This window comes from Chryseobacterium sp. IHB B 17019, assembly GCF_001456155.1.
Classification (GTDB): domain Bacteria; phylum Bacteroidota; class Bacteroidia; order Flavobacteriales; family Weeksellaceae; genus Chryseobacterium.
In genome coordinates, this window is record NZ_CP013293.1 from 714,603 (window position 1) to 735,533 (window position 20,931).

General features: G+C 38.6%; 13 protein-coding genes. 12 read left to right on the forward strand and 1 reads right to left on the reverse strand.

Translation table 11 applies throughout. The annotated features are described in order from the left end of the window. The first annotated feature begins 54 nt into the window (after window positions 1-54). The 8 genes from ATE47_RS03250 (at window position 55) to ATE47_RS03285 (ending at window position 12,485) form a co-directional block, all read left to right on the forward strand. A complete protein-coding gene (locus ATE47_RS03250) occupies window positions 55-2,022 on the forward strand; it encodes an alpha-L-arabinofuranosidase C-terminal domain-containing protein (RefSeq protein ID WP_062160608.1) in 1,968 nt (655 codons plus the stop codon). Between the two features lie 235 nt (window positions 2,023-2,257). After that, window positions 2,258-3,955, forward strand: coding sequence for a ribulokinase (locus ATE47_RS03255; protein ID WP_062160609.1), 1,698 nt, complete (start codon window positions 2,258-2,260; stop codon window positions 3,953-3,955). 393 nt (window positions 3,956-4,348) lie between these two features. Then, a complete protein-coding gene (locus tag ATE47_RS03260) occupies window positions 4,349-5,047 on the forward strand; it encodes an L-ribulose-5-phosphate 4-epimerase (RefSeq protein WP_062160610.1) in 699 nt (232 codons plus the stop codon). 160 nt (window positions 5,048-5,207) lie between these two features. Next, window positions 5,208-6,704: an L-arabinose isomerase gene (gene araA, locus ATE47_RS03265; protein WP_062160611.1), complete on the forward strand. Its 1,497-nt coding sequence runs from the start codon at window positions 5,208-5,210 to the stop codon at window positions 6,702-6,704. Between the two features lie 21 nt (window positions 6,705-6,725). Then, window positions 6,726-7,883, forward strand: coding sequence for an aldose epimerase family protein (locus tag ATE47_RS03270; protein ID WP_062160612.1), 1,158 nt, complete (start codon window positions 6,726-6,728; stop codon window positions 7,881-7,883). 3 nt (window positions 7,884-7,886) lie between these two features. After that, the gene (locus tag ATE47_RS03275; RefSeq protein ID WP_062160613.1) at window positions 7,887-9,614 is read left to right on the forward strand and encodes a sodium:solute symporter family transporter; all 1,728 of its coding nucleotides are present in this window, start codon (window positions 7,887-7,889) and stop codon (window positions 9,612-9,614) included. A gap of 313 nt (window positions 9,615-9,927) precedes the next feature. Beyond that, window positions 9,928-10,572, forward strand: a complete 645-nt coding sequence (locus tag ATE47_RS03280; protein WP_062160614.1) for a 3'-5' exonuclease — start codon at window positions 9,928-9,930, stop codon at window positions 10,570-10,572. A 2-nt stretch (window positions 10,573-10,574) separates the two neighbouring features. Beyond that, window positions 10,575-12,485, forward strand: a complete 1,911-nt coding sequence (locus ATE47_RS03285) for a DUF294 nucleotidyltransferase-like domain-containing protein (protein ID WP_062160615.1) — start codon at window positions 10,575-10,577, stop codon at window positions 12,483-12,485. Between the two features lie 2 nt (window positions 12,486-12,487). Here ATE47_RS03285 and ATE47_RS03290 read toward each other — a convergent pair whose 3' ends face one another. Continuing rightward, entirely contained in the window at window positions 12,488-13,174 is a 687-nt protein-coding gene (locus tag ATE47_RS03290; RefSeq protein WP_062160616.1) for an NUDIX hydrolase, read from the reverse strand. A gap of 526 nt (window positions 13,175-13,700) precedes the next feature. Here ATE47_RS03290 and ATE47_RS03295 point away from each other — a divergent pair. From ATE47_RS03295 to ATE47_RS03310, 4 genes are all read left to right on the forward strand, one after another. After that, a complete protein-coding gene (locus ATE47_RS03295) occupies window positions 13,701-16,076 on the forward strand; it encodes a glycoside hydrolase family 127 protein (RefSeq protein ID WP_062160617.1) in 2,376 nt (791 codons plus the stop codon). A gap of 56 nt (window positions 16,077-16,132) precedes the next feature. Then, a complete protein-coding gene (locus ATE47_RS03300) occupies window positions 16,133-18,037 on the forward strand; it encodes a sialate O-acetylesterase (RefSeq protein ID WP_082632466.1) in 1,905 nt (634 codons plus the stop codon). Between the two features lie 33 nt (window positions 18,038-18,070). Further along, window positions 18,071-19,516, forward strand: a complete 1,446-nt coding sequence (locus tag ATE47_RS03305) for an MFS transporter (protein WP_062160619.1) — start codon at window positions 18,071-18,073, stop codon at window positions 19,514-19,516. 175 nt (window positions 19,517-19,691) lie between these two features. Continuing rightward, the gene (locus ATE47_RS03310; RefSeq protein ID WP_062160620.1) at window positions 19,692-20,813 is read left to right on the forward strand and encodes an endo-1,4-beta-xylanase; all 1,122 of its coding nucleotides are present in this window, start codon (window positions 19,692-19,694) and stop codon (window positions 20,811-20,813) included. Window positions 20,814-20,931 lie beyond the last annotated feature (118 nt).

Genomic DNA, 20,931 nt, shown 5'->3' on the forward strand with positions numbered 1-20,931 from the left:
CTTTGCGTTAAAAAAAACATTAAAAAATTAAAACTGATTTCAAAATTATAAGGAATGAAAAATAAAATTTTCACAGTTCTTTCCATAAGTTGCATTACATTTTCATCCGCACAAATGACAAAGTTTACTTTAGATTTGGACGGCAGTTCCACCAACATTAAAATCCAGCCTACGATGTACGGGATTTTCTTCGAAGACATCAATTTTGCAGCTGATGGCGGAATTTATGCTGAGCTTATCAAAAATCGAAGCTTTGAGTTCGATGAGCCTTTAACAGGTTGTAAGCAGCACAATACACAAACCCTTTCCCATAATCTGGATTCCGGTTTTTTGACCATTTATTCGGATCATTCCAAAACCAATAAAAACTACGCAAAAATTACCGTTCACAATGATAAAAAGTACATCTTGGAAAATGAAGGTTTCCGGGGAATCGGGCTTCATAAAGATGCCAAATATGATTTCAGTTTCGACCTGGAAAATATATCTGGAAATATTTCTGCCGTCAATGCAAGTTGGGTTGACGAAAAAGAAGCAGTCATTTCCACGGTTCCTATAATAATCAAAGGAAAAGGCTGGCAAAAATATACAGCTGTTTTTTCTCCTTCGCAAACGGTTGAAAAAGCAAAACTGCAGCTTACTTTTACCGGAAACGGAGTTGTAAATATGGATATGATTTCCCTCTTTCCACAAGATACCTGGAAAGGACGAAAAGGTGGTTTAAGAAAAGATTTAGTTCAGAAATTATATGATCTGAAACCTGGTTTTTTACGTTTTCCGGGAGGCTGTATTGTAGAAGGCAGAACGCTTGCTGAAAGATATCAATGGAAAAAAACATTGGGAAATGTAGCGGACAGAGAATATCTCATTAATAAATGGAGCTCAGGGTTTGCACACCGTCTTACTCCCGATTATTACCAGTCGTTTGGATTAGGTTTTTACGAATATTTCCAGCTTTCAGAAGATTTAGGAGCCGAGCCGCTGCCGATTCTGAGCTGCGGAATAGCTTGTCAGTTCAACACAGGCGAACTGGTGCATCTGGAAGAATTAAATCCGTACGTTCAGGATGCTTTGGACTTAATTGAATTTGCCAACGGTGATGTTAATACCAAATGGGGCAAAATCCGTGCAGAAATGGGACATCCCAAAGCTTTTAACATGAAATATATCGGTGTGGGAAATGAGCAGTGGGGCGAAGATTACATCGAACGCTACAAAATTTTTGAAAAAGCCATTCACTCCAAATATCCCGAGATTAAAATCATTTCAGGAAGCGGGCCTTCTCCTGACGGAGAATTTTTCGATTACGGTTGGAAAGAGCTGAAAAAACTCAATGCACAGATCGTCGATGAGCATTATTATAATTCTGCAAAATGGTTTCAGGAAAATGCGGCGAGATACGATAAATATGACAGAAACGGACCTAAGGTTTTTGCAGGCGAATATGCTGTTCAGTCGGTTAAAACAGTAAGTCCGGACAATAAAAATAATTGGGAATCGGCACTTTCGGAGGCCGCTTTTATGACCGGACTTGAAAGAAATGCGGACGTCGTAACAATGACTTCTTATGCACCGTTATTTGCTCACGCCGATGGCTGGCAATGGACCCCGGACTTGATATGGTTTAATAATCTTCAGTCCTATGCAACGCCCAATTATTATGTTCAGAAATTATTTTCAAATAATAAAGGAACCGATTTACTGAGAATTTATCACAATAAAAATTCAGTTAGCGGACAGGATAAATTGTATGCAACCGCAGTGAAGGACAGTAACAATAATGAAGTAATCATTAAAATTGTCAACACAGATTCTCAGGAAAAGTCAATTGAAATCAATCCTAAAAATATAAAACTGGGACAAAAATTAACGAAAACGGTCCTAATAGCTCCTGCACTTTCTTCCGAAAATAATTTTAAAACGGAAAACATACAGCCTGTTGAAGATAATTCTGTCATTAAAAAGGGAAAATTTTTGGTGAAAATTCCTGCCCATTCTTTGGTTGTTTTAAAGATTAAATAAGTTTCAAATGCTGTCAATAAAAGAAAAATTAAAATTAAGTGTAATTTATACATTTATTTAAAATAGAATCTTATATTTGTTTTATCTCAAAAACAGATTTGTTAAGGTTTAATTAAAATTGATTCTTTTTAGTGATCAAATTAAACCTAAGCTTAAACATTTAGCATTATAAATCTCATTCTGAGCTTGTCGATGGGGTTATCAAAATATTATTAAACTTAATTCATTATAAAAAATGAAGAAATATGTTATCGGGTTAGATTATGGCACAGATTCCGTGCGCGCAGTACTGATTGATTCAGAAAACGGAGCCGAACTTGCAACATCCGTCAGTTATTACCAACGTTGGAGGCAGGGGAAATTCTGTCAGCCTGAAGAAAACCAGTTTCGCCAGCATCCGTTAGACCACATTGAAGGTTTGCAGCAAACCATTTCTGATGTAGTAAGAGAAAGTGGAGTGGTGCCGGAAACCATTGTAAGCATCTGTATAGATACGACGGGCTCATCACCAATTCCTGTAGACAGAGAAGGAATAGCATTGGCTTTAACTCCAGGATTTGAAGAAAATCCCAATGCCATGATGGTACTGTGGAAAGACCATACTTCAATCGATGAAGCAGAAGAAATCAATCATTTGGCCAGAAACTGGGGCGGCGAAGATTACACCAAATTTGAAGGCGGAATCTATTCCTCCGAATGGTTTTGGGCAAAAATTCTGCACATCAACAGACAGGATGAAAAAGTGAAAAATTCCGCTTACAGCTGGATGGAACACTGCGATTATATTACTTTTCTGCTTTCCGATCATCAGGATTTAAAAACTTTTAAAAGAAGCCGTTGTGCAGCAGGTCATAAAGCCATGTGGCACGAATCGTGGGGCGGATTGCCGTCAAAGGAGTTTCTCGGGCTGCTAGATCCATCATTGGCCGGGCTTCGTGACAGATTGTATGAAAAAACATATACTTCAGATGAAGTGGCAGGAAATCTGAATGAGGAATGGGCGGCAAAATTAGGTTTAACAACCAACACTGTGATCGCTGTAGGAACTTTCGATGCCCATTCGGGAGCGGTCGGTGCCAAAGTAGAAGAAAATACACTGATCCGAATTATGGGAACCTCCACCTGCGATATTATGGTCGCATCCAACGAAATTATTCAGGATAAAACCGTCAAAGGAATCTGCGGACAGGTCAACGGTTCCGTTATTCCGGGCTTGATTGGTTTGGAAGCTGGGCAGTCCGCATTTGGAGATTTGTTGGCGTGGTACAAAGATATTCTGATGTGGCCAACTCAAAATATTCTGATGAATTCCAACATGATTGACGACCATCAGAAACAATTGTTAAAAGAGGAAATAGAAAATAATCTCATCCGCAATCTTACTTTGGAAGCTGAAAAAATTCCTCTTTCCGAAGCCGCTCCTATTGCCCTGGACTGGATCAACGGACGAAGAACACCGGATGCCAATCAGGAGCTCAAAGCAGCGATCAGCAACCTCTCGCTCGGTACAAAAGCACCGCATATTTTTAAAGCGTTGGTCAATGCCATTTGTTTCGGTTCAAAAAAAATAGTTGATCGTTTCGAAGAGGAAGGCGTAAAAATCAATAAAGTCATCGGAATTGGCGGGGTAGCCAGAAAATCACCGTTCATTATGCAGACATTGGCCAACGTTCTGAATATGCCGATTGTTGTAGCTGCATCTGATCAGGCTCCGGCCTTAGGAGCAGCTATTTATGCGGCAGTTTCGGCAGGCATTTACCCGAATGTTCAGGAAGCAAGCCGGAAAATGGGTTCCGATTTCGAAGCAGAATATTTCCCTCAGGCAGATCAGGTGGAGAAATACGCAGAATTGATGAATCAATATCAGATCCTCGCCGACTTTACCGAAAACAACATCAAAGCAAAAAAGAAATTAATCGTTGGCAGCTTATAGTTGACAGCAATTTTCGGATTTAGGAGCTCCGTAGGAGCGCACTGTTAATAGACAATCATAATGTCCATACACATGAAGCCTCGTAGAGGCGCTCTGTTAATAGCCAATCACAATGTCAATACGCATTAAGCCTCGTAGAGGCGACCTGTTAAATAAATTATTAGAAACCTTAAACAATTATTTTTATGGCAGCTTTATCCGTCTTCCGCTCCCAATCTTTTTGCCAATGCTTTTCCACCAGCAAAAAAGGATTTCCGCTCAACCCGGGCTGCGTGCAATTCAACGTTAAAAGCCTTGTCAAGGCTTACGAAAACCAGTAGAACGGGCTTAACCCGAAGCAGCACCTGTAATTTTTAAACAATTTAATCTTTTAATCATTTAATAAAATAAAAAATGAGCATTTATAAAGAACTTCAAAGAGAATGTTACGAGGCCAATATGCAGCTGGATGCCTTGAAGCTTGTCGTTTATACATTCGGAAACGTGAGTGCCGTTGACCGTGAAAAAGGAATTTTTGCCATCAAGCCAAGCGGTGTTCCTTATGAGATTCTAAAGCCTGAAGATATTGTTATTCTGGATTATGAAGCTAATGTTGTACAAGGGAAATTAAGACCATCATCAGACACAAAAACTCACGCTTACCTCTACAAAAACTGGGAAAATATTGGCGGAATTTCTCATACGCATGCCATTTATTCCGTAGCCTGGGCACAGGCACAGATGGATATTCCGATTTTCGGAACCACACATGCAGATCATTTAACGGCAGATATTCCCTGCGCACCGCCGATGCGCGATGATTTAATTGAAGGGAATTACGAGTACAATACCGGAATTCAGATTTTGGATTGTTTTAAGGAAAAAGAACTGTCTTACGAAGAAGTAGAAATGGTTCTTATTGGAAATCATGGACCATTCACCTGGGGTAAAAACGCTGATAAAGCCGTTTACAACAGCAAAGTTCTGGAAACTATTGCAGAAATGGCGTATCGTACAAGACAAATCAATCCTGACGCACCACGCCTGAAAGATGCTCTCATCAAAAAACACTACGAACGCAAACACGGTAAAAATGCCTATTATGGACAGTAAATAGCTTCTGATAAGTTAGCGCTAGCAAAACCTAACAGGTTTTTAAAACCTGTTAGGTTTGAAGAAAAATACTCAATATCCACAAGGCAAAATCTGTGGAATAAATAAAAATAATTAATTATCAATTATCAATTATCAATTATCAATTATCAATTACAATATGTTAACACCTCTCAATACAAAAGAAATCTGGTTCATCACCGGAAGCCAGCATTTATACGGACCTGAAACATTGGCTCAGGTTGCAGAACATTCACAGAAAATTGTTGAAGCCTTTAATCAGTCTTCATTAATTCCTGTAAAAGTCATTATTAAACCAACCGTAAAATCAACAGAAGAAATTTTTGAGACACTAACGGCTGCCAATCATGCAGAAAACTGCATCGGAATTGTAACCTGGATGCACACGTTTTCGCCTGCAAAAATGTGGATCCGCGGATTGACAGCTTTACAAAAGCCAATGCTGCATTTGCATACACAGTTCAATCAGGATATTCCTTGGTCTACGATGGATATGGATTTTATGAACCTGAATCAGGCCGCTCACGGGGACCGTGAATTCGGGTTTATGGTAAGCCGCCTCCGCAAAAACCGAAAAATTGTTGTCGGACATTGGGCTGAGGAAAGAGTTCAGAAACAAATCGGTGACTGGAGCCGTGTTGCAGCAGGCTGGGACGATTGGCAGGGCGCAAAATTTGCCCGTTTTGGAGACAATATGAGATATGTTGCCGTTACAGATGGTGACAAAGTAGAAGCAGAAACAAAATTCGGATTTTCGGTAAACACCTGGGGAATCGGTGATTTGGTTGCCGTTGTCAATTCCATTGGTGATGGCGAAGTGAAAACTTTAATGGAAGAATATGAAGCCACTTACAAGATGGCAGAGTCTCTTCTATCCGGGGGAAGCAACAGGAAATCACTTGAAGCAGCGGCAAGAATAGAATTAGGTTTAGAGAAATTTTTAAAAGATGGAGATTTCAAAGGTTTTTCGGATACTTTCGAAGATCTTCACGGTCTGGAGCAGCTTCCCGGAATTGCCGTTCAGAGGTTGATGGAAAAAGGGTACGGTTTTGCCGGAGAAGGCGACTGGAAAACAGCAGCATTAGTCCGTGCCATGAAAACAATGGGGCAGGGTCTGCAAGGCGGAAATGCCTTTATGGAAGATTATACTTACCATCTCAATCCTTCAAATCCTTCAGTTTTGGGCTCTCATATGCTGGAAGTTGATCCTGTTTTAGCGGTCGATAAGCCATCTTGTGAAATTCATCCGTTGGGAATCGGTGGCAAGGCAGATCCTGTCCGTCTGGTTTTCAATTCAAGAGGAAATATCGATTCTCTGAACGCCGCTTTAATGGATTTCGGGAATCATTTCAGGCTGTTAATCAATAAAACAAAAGCATTGGAAATCACAGAAGAATTACCAAAACTTCCTGTGGCAAGAGTTCTTTGGAAGCCGCTTCCGGATTTGTACACGGCTGCAGAAGCGTGGATTTTGGCTGGTGGAGCGCATCATACGTGCTATAGTGAGAATATCAGTGCTGAACAGCTGGAAGATTTTGCTGAAATGGCAGACATTGAGTCATTGGTTATTGATGAAAATACAAAAATCCGTGATTTTAAGAACAATCTTCGCTGGAATGAAATTTATTATCGCTAATCTTGCAAAATCATTCAAACTATGAAAATAATAAACTACAATCTGATTATTATTGCGCTTTTGTTTGTTGTTGGATGCAGCAAAAAAGAAAATAATAACCAGTCTCAAAAAGAAAATATGGAAAATATACAGGTTTCAGACTACGGAGTGACGGCAAAAGACGATTCCATTAAAAAATATACATTAACCAATAAAAACGGGATGAAAGTGGAGGTCATCAATTTCGGTGGAATTATTACTTCACTCACGGCTCCCGACAAAAACGGGAAATATGAAGATGTCGTTTTAGGATTTACAAAACCTGAAGATTATTTTAATGGAAACCCTTATTATTTCGGAGCTTTAATTGGCCGTTATGGGAACAGAATTGCCAATGCAAAATTTACTCTGGAAGGCAAAACCTACGATATTGATAAAAATGACGGACCGAATAGTCTTCACGGTGGAAAAGAAGGCTTTCATACCAAATTCTGGAACATTGAATCGGTAAAAGATGCGAAATTTCCAACTTTAAAGCTGACTTACACCAGCGCAGACGGCGAAGAAGGCTATCCTGGAAAATTGTCTGTAACGGTTTTATATACATTGACAGACGACAATGCTTTGGAGATTTCTTACGAAGCAACGACAGATAAAGCAACGGTTGTTAATCTTACACAACATTCATACTTCAATCTTTCAGGGAATTTCGCAAAAACGATTACCGACCACGAATTGCAAATTAACGCAGATAAATTTTTACCTGTTAATGAAACATTGATTCCTACAGGCGAACAGAAAGCGGTAAAAGGAAGTCCGTTTGATTTTACCGTTTCAAAACCAATCGGGAAAGACATCAATTCAGATGATGACCAGCTGAAAAAAGGAAAAGGCTACGACCACAACTGGATCCTGAATGGAAGCGGGATGAGAAACATCGCCAAAGTATACCATCCGCAATCAGGAAGAGTGATGGAGGTTCTTACCGATGAGCCGGGCGTTCAGTTCTATTCAGGAAATTTTCTTGATGGAAAATTTGACACTAAAACCGGTGGGAAAAATGAATTCCGAACAGGTTTTTGCTTAGAAACCCAGCATTTCCCGGATTCTCCGAATCAACCTTCCTTTCCTTCAACAGAACTGAAGCCGGGACAAAAATATCAGACTAAAACGATTTATAAATTCTCAGTTAAAAAATAAATTATGGGAAACTTAGCAACAATTGATATCATCATATTTCTTGTTTATTTTGTGGTGGTAGCCGGTTACGGAATTTGGATTTACAACAGGAAAAAGTCCGCAGCCACGGGCAGTAAAGATTATTTTCTGGCCGAAGGTTCACTCACCTGGTGGGCCATTGGAGCCAGTCTGATTGCATCCAACATTTCGGCAGAACAGTTTATAGGAATGAGTGGCGAAGGTTTCTTCGTAGGAATTGCCGTTGCAGCCTATGAATGGATTGCAGCAATTGCACTGATTATCATCGCCGTTTGGTTTATTCCGATTTACCTTAAAAATAAAATTTACACAATGCCCCAATTCCTGGAAACCCGTTACAACAAATCGGTTTCTTTGATTATGGCGGTTTTTTGGCTGTTTCTCTATATAATTGTCAATCTTACCTCAATTCTTTATCTAGGAGCTTTGGCAATCGATACTTTGCTGGGAGGAGATAATCTTCATATCATCATGGTTGGATTACTTCTGATGGCTTTGCTGATTGGTTTAGGCGGAATGAAAGTAATCGGGTACACCGATGTTATTCAGGTGGCAGTTTTGATTATCGGAGGTTTTGCAACAGTTTATATGGCTCTTCAGATTGTTGACCAGAGAATCAACGGAGCGGCTGTAGGAAATGCTTTTGCCGGTTTTCAGACCTTAATGAATGAAGCACCACAGCATTTTAAATTAATTCTTGACAAACCAACGACCACTACAACCACTTTAGCAATGCCGGAAAATCTGATTGTTCAAAAATATGTGGTTTTACCGGGCCTGGCGATGTATTTTGCAGGACAGTGGATTGTCAATCTGAATTATTGGGGATGCAACCAGTACATCACGCAACGTGCTTTGGGCGCTGATTTGAAAACAGCAAGAACCGGGATTTTATTCGCAGGATTTCTGAAATTATTTATGCCGATTATCGTTATGCTTCCGGGAATTGCAGCTTATGTTTTATATACAAAAGGACATTTGCCGGGCTTCAATGGAGTAAAAGACGGCGCCTACTCAGCCATTCTAGGATTTTTACCTTCCGGTCTCAAAGGTTTGGCGGTGGCAGCTCTTACTGCAGCAATTGTAGCATCTCTGGCAGGAAAAGTAAACAGTATTTCGACGATTTTCACTTTAGATATCTATAAAAAATACCTGAAAGCAGATGCGACTGAAATCGAGATGGTAAGAACAGGACGATGGGCAATTATTATTGCAATGGCTGTTGCTCTGGCATTTACATGGACGGATGTTCTGGGAATCGGCGGAGAAGGAGGTTTTACATTTATCCAGAAATATACCGGATTTATCAGTCCTGGGGTTTTTGCAATGTTCCTTTTGGGAATGTTCTGGAAAAGAACGACAGGAACGGCAGCTTTAGTCGGCGTTCTTCTGGGATTTTTACTGGCGATTTTCTTCAACAGTTTTGCAGTCGGTATTTTCGGAAAAGAAACTTGGTTGTACACTGCTTTTACCTATGAAAAATTAGAAAATGGAGTGGTTCACACGATTACAGAAATTCCGTTTCTGATTAATATGGGATGGTCATTCTTTATCACAGTTGTCGTAATGGTAATGATAAGTTTGGCAGGCCCGAAAGTAAATCCGAAAGCTTTCGCTATAGATGCAACGATGTTTAAAGTAGATAACAGAACTTTGATTATGATTGTAGTAACAGTTCTTTTACTGACCGCACTTTACGTGAGATTTTGGTAATTTAAAAATAGTTAAAAATAGGATGTCGTTATTGGCGTCCTATTTTTTAAGTTTATTTAAACTAATTGAAAATTTAACCACAAAAGATACAAAAGCTATTATTGAACTATTTAAAGTTTTACTATTTTGAAAACAAAAGCCTGCAAAAGAATAAAATCAAAGATTTTTTTAACTTATGGGTTCTTATTTCAGTTTAGTAGTGAACTTAAATAACCAATGTGTTAGATCTTTTGTCTCTTTTGTGGTTAAAATAAAAGTTTAAACAACGTTCTTTGTTAAGAATTCTAATGATTTTGTAATTTTAAATAAAGTTTTGAGAAAATATCTCCTTTTTATCGATACCGAAACAACAGCAATCCCGAAACGATGGGATCTGCCGTATTCCGAAACTGACAACTGGCCTTCAGCAGTTCAGGTTTCGTGGATCTTGTATGCTGAAAACGGCAGGGAAATTAAAAGAGAAAATTTTTATATTGATGCTGAAGATTTGAAAATCAGTGCATCGTCATTCAGAGTCCACGGAATTACCAAGGAATTTTTAAGCAGAAATGGCAAAGGAAGAAAGTTTGTGCTGCAAAAGCTTTCAGAAGACATTCAGCAATATTATCCGCTGATTACAGGACATTTCACAGAATTCGATATTCATACGCTGAGTTGCGATTTTTACAGGGCAGGCCTGGAAAACCCTTTTCATCAGAGTTATTTTTACTGCACGATGCTAAAAAGCAAAGATTATATTTTAAATCCTAAAGCTGATTATTTTCGTTTGCCACAACTTTACAATTTCCTTTTTAATGAAAAGATGGAACGTTCCCACGATGCTATGATTGATGCGGAAATGACAGCAAAATGTTTTTTTGAAATTCGTTCCCGTGGAGAAATTTCGGAAAATGAGCTTCATAAAATTCATCATGAAATAGAGTCTAAATTAAAATTTTTAACAGATAAAATGAAATAATCATGACGGAAGAAAAAATTATTTCACTATTAAAAATAACAGAGCCTTTTCATCTTTTACCCGAAACGGTTCTTGCTGAAATCTCTGAAACACTTATTAAAACCGAGTTCTCCAAAGATACGCTGGTTTACCGTCAGGAAGTGACCGAGATGACAGGTGTAGATATTATTTCATCGGGAGAATATGAAACTTTCTTTTTCGATGCTGCTGAAAATAAAAGATGTTTGACGAAACATCACTCTCCTTACTGTTTTGGCGGAATTTCGGTGGTTTTGAACAGAGTTCGTGCGCTGAAATCTGCCATAGCCAAAAAAGGAACTGTGGTTTACACTTTACCCAGAAAAGAATTTTATGAATTGTGTAATGCATACGAAGATTTTTTTCATTATTTTACTTCAGATTTCGGTAAAAGGATGCTGGATGAAGAGTTTTCACACTTTGTAAAAACACCTGCAACTTTCGAAGAAAGTTATTTTGCAGCCGACCAGCTGTATTCCAGGAAAATTGAAGGTATTGCTTACAAAAGTATTGTTTCCTGCGAAGAAAATACACCCGTTTTTGAAGCTGCCAAACTGATGGCCGCCAATAAAGTAAGCTGTATTTTTATCAAAAAATCGGGGAGTGACGAGATTATCGGTTATGCTACTGATATTACCTTACGGGATAACGTGATTGCCCGTTGTCTGGATCCAAGAACAGCCATTTTGGAGGTAATGGATAATCCGATTGTCAGTATTTCCAGTGATGCCTATTTATATGAGGCGGTTCTGATGATGTTCAAAACCAAATCAAGATATCTTTTGGTGAAGAATAAAGAAGAATATGTTGGTTTTCTAAGCAGAAACCGTTTGCTGAGTGAGCAGGCGCAAAGCCCGCTGGTGTTCATCCAGTCTGTAAAGCAGGCAGAAAACACCGAAGAGCTTCGTAAAAAATGGAAGCAGGTTCCGGATATTATCAGTCAGCTTTTGGGAAGAGGGGTGCACGGTGAAATTGCCAGTCAGGTCATTACCACGATTGCCGACACGATAACCGGAAAAGTGATAGAGAAAGTGATAAAGGAAATAGGGAAACCGCCTGCAAAATTTGCCTTTATTGTTACCGGAAGCGAAGGAAGAAAAGAGCAGACGCTGAGCACCGATCAGGACAACGGAATCATTTACGAAGACAAAGCCAATGTACAGCGGGAAATGGTGCGGGAATATTTTCTGGATTTTGCTAAAAAAGTTTCAGATGACCTCAATACGATTGGTTTTGAATATTGCAAAGGTGGTTTTATGGCAAGTAATCCGAAATGGACCCATTCTCTTTCTCACTGGAAAAGAAATTATGTCCAATGGATTGAAGAATCAGTCCCGGAAAATGCAATGAAATTTTCCACTTTTTTTGATTTCCGTTTTATTTACGGTGACGAAAATATTGTACATGAGCTGAAAGAATTTATCAAAGAAAAACTGGTTTCACCCAATCAGCTGTTTTTTGTGCATATCGCCAAAAATGCGCTTCAATATGAACCTCCTCTTACTTTTTTCAAAAAAATAAAGACTCAGACTATTGGAAAATCTGAGGTTTTCGATATCAAAACGGCAATGTCTCCCATTGTAGATCTTGTTCGTGTCTATGCACTGAAAAGTCATCTGGAAATAGAAAATACAGGCGAAAGAATGAAAAAACTGATGGAAATTGGTGTTTTCACACAGCAGCAGTATAACGAAATGCATCAGTCTTATTATTATCTGATGGCGCTTCGGCTGAGAAATCAGGCAAATCAGATTAATATTGATAAAAAGAATCCTGATAACTATATAGAAATCAGCAAGCTGACCAGAATAGAACGGGTGACCTTAATCGAAATTTTCAAGACCATTGCCAATTTCCAACTTGGAATTAAAGTTAAATTTACCGGAAGTTTTTAAGCTTAGATTTTAAACATAAAACCTTCCGAGATTTTCTTATTGTATTTTTCCTCATCAAAAGTATAAAGGTAAGACCCTTTTTTAGATGAGCTCATATCTTTATCGTTGGTTTTTACCAGAACATCCAAAGCATTTATTTTGCTGGTGAAATTTCGCTTGTCATATTTTTCATCAAAGATCGCTTCATAAAGATTCTGAAGATCCTTCATCGTGAATTTTTCAGGCAGCAGTTCAAAACCAATAGGTCTTGTCGTTGCTCTTCTTCTCAGTCTCAGAACAGCATCTTTTACCATTGCATTATGGTCGAAAATAAGTTCAGGATGATCTTTCAGATCAAACCATTTGGCGCTGTATTTTTCATTAATTTGAATGTTATCCTGAATATTAATTAAAGCATAATATGAAATCGACATAATTCTGGCGGTCGGCTCACGGTCAATTTCTGTGTAAGTGTTCAGTTGCTCGAGATATATGTTTTCAAGCCCGGTCAATGCATTCAGGACACGATTGGCAGCTTGGTCGGAACTTTCTTTATCATCAATAAAACCACCCATAAGAGACCATTCTCCTTTCTTTGGCTCAAAATTTCTTTGTACCAGAAGAATTTTCAGGTTATCTCCGTCAAAACCGAAAATAATACAGTCAACTGCCACAAAATGTTTAGGATAATTAAGATAATTTTCTTCCATCAAAAAATGATTTTATACAAAGTTAAAATTTTTAAGGTAGATTATAATATGAAAAGTAAATAAATGTATCTTTCACACTTTATTTTTACTTTTTTAATTCTTTTTTGAAAATTAATTAGTTTGGGCGGCCTTTTGGAGAATTATTTTTATCATTTAAGCGATTTATTTGCCGAAAATACTATGAATCCTATATGAATTAAATGTTAAAAATATGTTAAAATTTAGATATATGTTTTCATTAAAATTTTTATAAGGGATGTTATTTAAATACGATAAGTCCAGGTATAAATTTCACATGTCTTTTATGAACAAACGAGATTTATTTTGATAATGACGAAATTACATTTATTTAATTGATATTCTATTGTTTGCCTATTCTTGTTTTTTATGATAAGGTAGAGATTTTTGAAGCTTTTTTCTCCATCTTCAAAATGTTTTTTTTACATGTATTATTTCAAAATGATGAAAATTGTTTGTTATCTAGTTACTTTCTATTATTTTAGAAATGTAGAAATAACATTTATTAATGAACAAAAAATCACTGATATTATTTTTAAGCTTTACTACAATGGCTTTCGGGCAGGTAAAGAAAAATGTTAGCTACTTTCCGCTCAACAGGGTTCATTTATCCGAAAGTGTTTTCAGCAGAGCAATGCAGACAGATGAGAAGTATATTCTGTCGATGGATGTTGACCGTCTTCTTGCTCCATATCTGAAAGAAGCAGGATTAAAGCCCAAAAAAGAAAATTATCCCAACTGGGAAAATACAGGACTGGACGGTCATATCGGGGGTCACTACATTTCTGCTTTGGCATTGATGTATGCTTCAACAGGCGATCCAAAAATAAAGCAACGTTTGGATTATATGATTGATGAATTGGAACGCTGCCAGAATCTTTCAGGAAACGGCTATCTATCGGGTGTTCCGAATGGAAAAAAAGCCTGGAAAGAAGTTGCTGACGGAAATATTCGTGCCGCAACTTTCGGTTTGAATGACCGCTGGGTTCCGCTGTATAATATTCATAAAATATATTCAGGTTTACGCGATGCCTATTGGTATGCAGATAGTGAGAAAGCAAAAAAGATGCTGATAAAACTCACAGATTGGATGGCTGATGAAGTTTACAGACTTTCCGATGCTCAGATTCAGGAAATGCTTCGCAGTGAGCATGGCGGCCTGAATGAAGTTTTTGCTGATGTTTACGACATTACAAAAAATCCGAAATATCTGAAACTTGCCCATCGTTTTTCACATCTTGCCATTTTGAACCCACTGTTGAATGGTGAAGACAAGCTGACGGGAATTCACGCCAATACACAGATTCCAAAAGTGATTGGTTTTAAGCGTATTGCAGATTTGGAAAATAATAAAGAATGGAGCAACGCCGCCGATTTTTTCTGGATGAATGTTACGCAAAAACGCTCAGCAATTATCGGAGGAAACAGTGTGAGTGAGCATTTTAACCCAATCAATGATTTCAGTGGAATGATTAAAAGTATCGAAGGTCCTGAAACCTGCAATACCTATAATATGCTGAAGCTCTCCAAAGCATTGTATGCGACCAATCCAAAATCATCTTACATGGATTACTACGAAAAAGCTTTATACAACCATATTCTTTCCACGCAAAATCCAGAGAAAGGCGGTTTTGTCTATTTCACACCAATGCGTCCCGGTCATTACAGGGTTTATTCCCAGCCGGAGACCAGCTTCTGGTGCTGCGTAGGCTCAGGAATGGAGAATCATGCCAAATATGGCGAAATGATTTATGCATATTCTGAAGAAGATCTGTACGTGAATCTTTTTATTCCTTCTGTTTTAAAATGGTCTGAAAAGAAAATGGTTCTGAGACAGGAAAATAATTTCCCGGAATCAGCATCTACAAAACTTATCTTCGATGTTGCTTCAAAATCAAATATAAATTTAAAATTAAGAGCCCCGGAATGGGCGAAAGCTTCTGAAATCAACATTTCAGTCAATGGTAAAAATATAAATGTGTCTGTTGATGCAGAAGGCTATTTTACCATCAAAAGAAAATGGGAAAAAGGCGATGTTATCGAAATGAAAATGCCAATGCATCTTTCCGCAGAACGGCTTCCGGATCATTCTGATTACTTCGCATTTAAATATGGCCCGATTGTTTTAGCTGCCAAATACGGGAAAGAAAATCAGGACGGACTTTTCGCCGATGACAGCAGAGGCGGACATATCGCGCACGGACCGCAGATTCCATTGAATGAAATTCCTACCATTTTGGGTGGTTCAACGTCAGTTTTAAGCCATTTGGAGACCGTTAACGGAAAAGATTTGACCTTCAAACTCAAAGGTTTGTATCCTCAGACTCAATTCAGTAACGGATTAGAACTGGTTCCATTTTACAAAATTCAGGAAGAACGCTACATTATTTATTTTCCGCAGGCGAATCAGGATAAAATTGAAATGATTCAGAAACAAAAAGCCAAAGAAGAAGAGGAAATCAGAAAGCTTGATAATATTACTACTGATAAAATTCAATTAGGCAAACAACAGCCGGAATCTGACCATAATTTTGACAGCAAAGATTCCAACACAGGTTATATGGAAGACCGTCATTTCCGTGAGGCGAAAGGCTGGTTCAGCTATCAGATGAGAAACAAAGATAAAAATGCAAAATATCTTTATCTTCTTTATTTCGATGCCAATAACAACCGAACGTTGAATACAGAAATTAATGGAGTAATAGTGATTTCTAAAAATTTCGACGGAAAATCGGGCAGCTCTCCAAAGTCATTATTAATCCCAATTCCTGAATCTGAAAGTAGGAAAGAAATTCTTAATGTAAAATTTAATACAAATGAAAAATCGATTACCCCGAAAATCATCGAGGTAAGATTACTGACTCAAATGCCAGATAAAAACTAACAGCCTTGTCAAGGTTCTAAACCTTGACAAGGCTAATAAAAATATTTTCAGCCAATATGAAAAATAAACTCAAAATTTTAAGCTTACTTCTCTGCACATTCTGTATTTTCATGGAAGCTAAAATCAAGCTTCCCACATTGGTTTCAGACGGAATGGTTTTGCAGAGAAATCAAAAACTGAATGTCTGGGGAAAAGCCGATGCCGGAGAAAAAGTTGAAATTAAATTCCTCAACAAAAAATACAATACAACCGCCGATCCAACCGGGAACTGGAAAATCATGCTTCCAGAGCAGAAAGCCGGAGGTCCATACACAATGACTATCAATGAAATTACATTAAAAGATATTCTCATCGGTGACGTTTGGCTGGCTTCCGGACAATCAAATATGGAACTGCCGATGCGCAGACTGACTCCGCTTTATGCAGATGAAATAAAAAATGCGAATAATCAGAATATCAGATTTTTCACGGTTCCACAAAAATATAATTTTAAATCGCCTCAAACTGAGCTTGATGGTGGAAAATGGGAAGTTACAAACCCGCAGACCATTCTTAATTTCTCCGGAGTTGCCTATTTTTTCGCAAAACAGCTGAGTGAAAAAAATAAAGTTGCTGTTGGTATTATCCACGCAAGTTTGGGCGGTTCGCCGATTCAGGCCTGGATGGATGAGAATTCACTGAAAAAATATCCCGAATATCTGGACGAAGCCCAAAAATGGCAGAATGATGAGTTGATAAAATCTACAGAATCTAACGAACAGGCATTGAGCAAGGCGTGGTACGCAGAACTCGACCAGAGTGATATCGGACTGAATCAGCAATGGGAAAACTTCGACCTGAATGATTCTGAATGGAAAAAAATGAATATTCCCGGTTCGTGGGAAGATAAAGAAGGTTCTTTCGAAGGTTCTGTATGGTTTAGAAAAGAAATTAATTTACCTAAAAATCAGGCTGGAAAAGGCGCATTTTTAAATTTAGGAAGAATAAAAGATGCCGATGTTACGTATATTAACGGCGTAAAAGTAGGAAATGTAACCTACGAATACCCGCCCCGCTGGTACAATATTCCGGCAGGTGTTTTAAAAGAAGGGAAAAACGTTATCTCTGTAAGGGTTACAAACGGAAGCGGAAAAGGCCAGCTCATTGCCGACAAACCGTATTATCTTGAAATTGACGGACAAAAAATTGACTTAAAAACCGAATGGAAATATAAAATCGGTGCCAAAATGGAAAAAATGGCTCCCGGACAGACTTTTATCCGTTGGAAACCTACGGGATTGTATAATGCAATGATCAACCCTTTAATCAATTATAATATCAAAGGAGCAATTTGGTATCAGGGAGAAAGCAACACCGGAAAACCAAAAGAATACGGAGATCTGCTGACTACTATGATTCTGGATTGGCGAAACAAATGGAACCGGAAAGATATGCCGTTTTTCACCGTACAGCTGGCTAATTTTATGGAACCGAAAACCCAGCCTGTGGAAAGCAATTGGGCAGAGCTGAGAGACCAGCAGCGCCAGGTTTCGCTGAAAGTTCCGAACACCGGACTTGCCGTAATTATTGACATAGGAGAGTGGAATGATATTCACCCTTTAAACAAAAAATCGGTTGGAGACCGATTAGCTTTACAGGCATTGAAAGTTGCTGACAAGAAAAATATTATCGCAGACGGACCGGTGTATCAGTCGATGAAAGTGGAAGGAAATAAAATTATTCTCTCTTTCAAACCAGGAACGGATGATTTTGAAAATGTTTCAGAACTGAAAGGTTTTGCCATCAAAGCAAAAGACGGAAATTATCAATGGGCAAAAGCTAAAATCGAAGGCAAGAAAATCATCGTCTGGAATGATACTGTTTCAAATCCTGTTTCAGTAAGATACGACTGGGCAGACAATCCCGACGGAAACCTCAGAAACAAATCCGGGCTTCCCGCTTCACCATTTACTACAGAATAATCAATTATCATTTATCAATTATAAACTATTAAAATGAACAACTCATCCCAAAAAATATCCGTCGTTGAGAAAATCGGCTACAGCTTAGGAGATTTAGCGGCCAATTTGGTATTCCAGACTCTGGTAACGTATTTAGCTTATTTCTACACAGATATTTACGGATTAAAACCGGAAGATGCTTCTATCATTACCCTCACCGTCGGATTATTGGCAGGTTTTGTCTTCAATCCCCTGATTGGTGCTCTGGCAGACCGGACACGGACAAAGTGGGGAAAATTCCGTCCGTGGATTTTGCTCACTGCCATTCCATTGGGGGCAGCGGCACTTTTGGCATTCAGTACCCCTGATTTTTCGTATAAAGGAAAAATGATTTACGCGGCAATCACTTATTCTGTGTTACTGTTGCTTTATGCAGCCAATAATTTACCTTATGCTGCTTTAAGTGGCGTAATCACAGGCGATATGAGTGAACGCAACAGCATTTCTTCTTACCGTTTTGTTGCCGTAATGTTTGCACAGTTTTTCGTTCAGGTATTTATGCTGCCGATTATTTTATCTGCGGGGCACGGAGATAAAGCAGCCGGAATAGAAGTGGTAATGACCTGGCTGGCGATTATAGGAACACTCATGTTACTGATAACGTTTTTTACAACCAAAGAAAGAGTGGTTCCAAAACCGGAACAGGAATCGACCTTGGGTGCTGATTTAAAAGATTTAAAGAAAAATAAGCCGTGGATCATCATGTTGATCGTTACAGCATTGATTTTCATTACACTGGCAATGAAAGGTGGTTCGTATGTGTATTATTTCAATAATTATGTGGATGAAGCTTCTCTTCAGCAGTTTATATCACCGATTACCAATTTCTTCAATTCTATCGGGATGAACTTTTTTGGTGAAGATCCGCGTTCAGCAGGTTTCGGGCTTTTCAATGCGGGCGGAATCATTATGATGATTGTCGGGATTACTTTTTCCAAAAGATTTGCAGACAAATACGGCAAAAAAGATGCGTTTATTGCTTCGTTATTTATTTCAACTTTATTTGTGCTGGCATTTATATTTTATCCGCCAAAATCGGTTGGATTGATGTTCCTTTCTCAGATTTTACACGGTTTCTTTTACGGGATCGGAACGCCTTTGCTTTGGGCAATGATTGCCGATGTCGCAGACTATTCGGAATGGAAGAACAACCGAAGAGCAACCGCCATTATTTTTTCGGCAATGATGGTTGGCCTGAAGGTAGGTTTAAGCATCGGAAGCTCATTAGTAGCTTATATCATTGGCCAGTACGGGTATATTTCGTCAGAAGGTGCAATGAGTGTTGTTCAGCCGGAAACAGTTTCCGCGGGAGCAAAAATGTTGGTCAGCGTATTTCCGTCCATTCCGTTCTTTTTAGCGTGTGGATTGTTGATGTTTTACGAAATCAACAAAAAAATGGAAATCAAAATCGAACAAGAGCTTAAAGAAAGAAGAAAATAACTGATCAGATATAATTTTTTGGGCAGCTTAATCCGTCTTCCACTCCCGCTTTTTTGCTCGTTCCTCGCAAAAAGAGCTCCGTTCAAGCCGGGCTGCGTGCAATTCGGGCGTATTAAAAAAGCCTTGTCAAGGTTCGAAACCTTGACAAGGCTGATTGAAAATCAAATAAAATCTTATGAAAAAAATAGCAGCATTATTAGGAATTTTAACCTTGACCGTCTCATGCAAAACAGCAGGTACAGCAGCTTCTGATGCCACCCTGAAAAGTGCATTCAAAAATAAATTCTATATCGGGACAGCAATGAGTCTTCCGCAGATTCACGAAACTGAGGTGAGATCTGTTGAGATCATTAAAAAACAGTTCAGCTCCATTGTTGCGGAAAACTGTATGAAATCAATGTTTCTGCAACCGCAGGAAGGGAAATTCTTCTTTGATGATGCCGATAAATTCGTTGCTTTCGGAGAGAAAAACAAAATGTTCATCATCGGTCATACGTTGATTTGGCATTCTCAGTTACCCAAATGGTTTTTCGTAGATAAAGACGGAAAAGACGTTTCAGCGGAAGTCCTTAAACAAAGAATGAAAAATCATATCACCACGGTGGTAACCAGATACAAAGGCCGCGTAAAAGGTTGGGATGTGGTTAACGAGGCCATTATGGAGGACGGTTCTTACCGTAAAAGCAAATTTTACGAAATCCTTGGCGAAGAATTTATCCCCCTGGCTTTTCAGTATGCTCAGGAAGCGGATCCGAATGCAGAATTGTATTACAATGATTATAACGAATGGTATTCCGGAAAAGTTCAGACCGTCAGCAAAATGGTTCAAAACCTGAAATCCAGAGGAATCCGCATCGATGGTGTCGGGATGCAGACCCATGTGGGTCTCGATACACCAACACTTGACGAATATGAAAAAGCAATTGCAGCCTACGCAGCAAACGGTGTAAAAGTGAATGTTACTGAAATGGAGATCAGCGCACTTCCTTCACCGTGGGGAACTTCAGCCAACGTTTCCGATACCGTGGAATATCAGGCCAAAATGAATCCTTATACCAAAGGTCTTCCCGAAAACGTAAAAACAGCATGGGAAAACCGCTATCTGGATTTTTTCAGATTATTCCTGAAACATCAGGATAAAATCAGAAGAGTGACATTGTGGGGCACTACCGATGCGCAATCCTGGAAAAACGATTTTCCGGTAAAAGGCAGAACCGATTATCCGTTACTTTTCGACCGTAATGATCAGACAAAACCTGTGGTGGAAAAAATCATTCAGCTAACAAAAGAAAAATAATACCCCTCAAAACCTAAGGTTTAAACAGATTAAGAAAATGTTTATCTCGCAGATTTGGCAGATCAAGTAGATTCTTCAGTTAAATGATCTACGAGAGATTCAATTTAATTTAATGAAA

Coding starts and splice junctions, on each gene's coding strand:
- ATE47_RS03250 (WP_062160608.1), top strand. CDS start 55: ATGAAAAATAAAATTTTCACAGTTCTTTCCATAAGTTGCATTACATTT.
- ATE47_RS03255 (WP_062160609.1), top strand. CDS start 2,258: ATGAAGAAATATGTTATCGGGTTAGATTATGGCACAGATTCCGTGCGC.
- ATE47_RS03260 (WP_062160610.1), top strand. CDS start 4,349: ATGAGCATTTATAAAGAACTTCAAAGAGAATGTTACGAGGCCAATATG.
- araA (WP_062160611.1), top strand. CDS start 5,208: ATGTTAACACCTCTCAATACAAAAGAAATCTGGTTCATCACCGGAAGC.
- ATE47_RS03270 (WP_062160612.1), top strand. CDS start 6,726: ATGAAAATAATAAACTACAATCTGATTATTATTGCGCTTTTGTTTGTT.
- ATE47_RS03275 (WP_062160613.1), top strand. CDS start 7,887: ATGGGAAACTTAGCAACAATTGATATCATCATATTTCTTGTTTATTTT.
- ATE47_RS03285 (WP_062160615.1), top strand. CDS start 10,575: ATGACGGAAGAAAAAATTATTTCACTATTAAAAATAACAGAGCCTTTT.
- ATE47_RS03290 (WP_062160616.1), bottom strand. CDS start 13,174: ATGGAAGAAAATTATCTTAATTATCCTAAACATTTTGTGGCAGTTGAC.
- ATE47_RS03295 (WP_062160617.1), top strand. CDS start 13,701: ATGAACAAAAAATCACTGATATTATTTTTAAGCTTTACTACAATGGCT.
- ATE47_RS03300 (WP_082632466.1), top strand. CDS start 16,133: ATGAAAAATAAACTCAAAATTTTAAGCTTACTTCTCTGCACATTCTGT.
- ATE47_RS03305 (WP_062160619.1), top strand. CDS start 18,071: ATGAACAACTCATCCCAAAAAATATCCGTCGTTGAGAAAATCGGCTAC.
- ATE47_RS03310 (WP_062160620.1), top strand. CDS start 19,692: ATGAAAAAAATAGCAGCATTATTAGGAATTTTAACCTTGACCGTCTCA.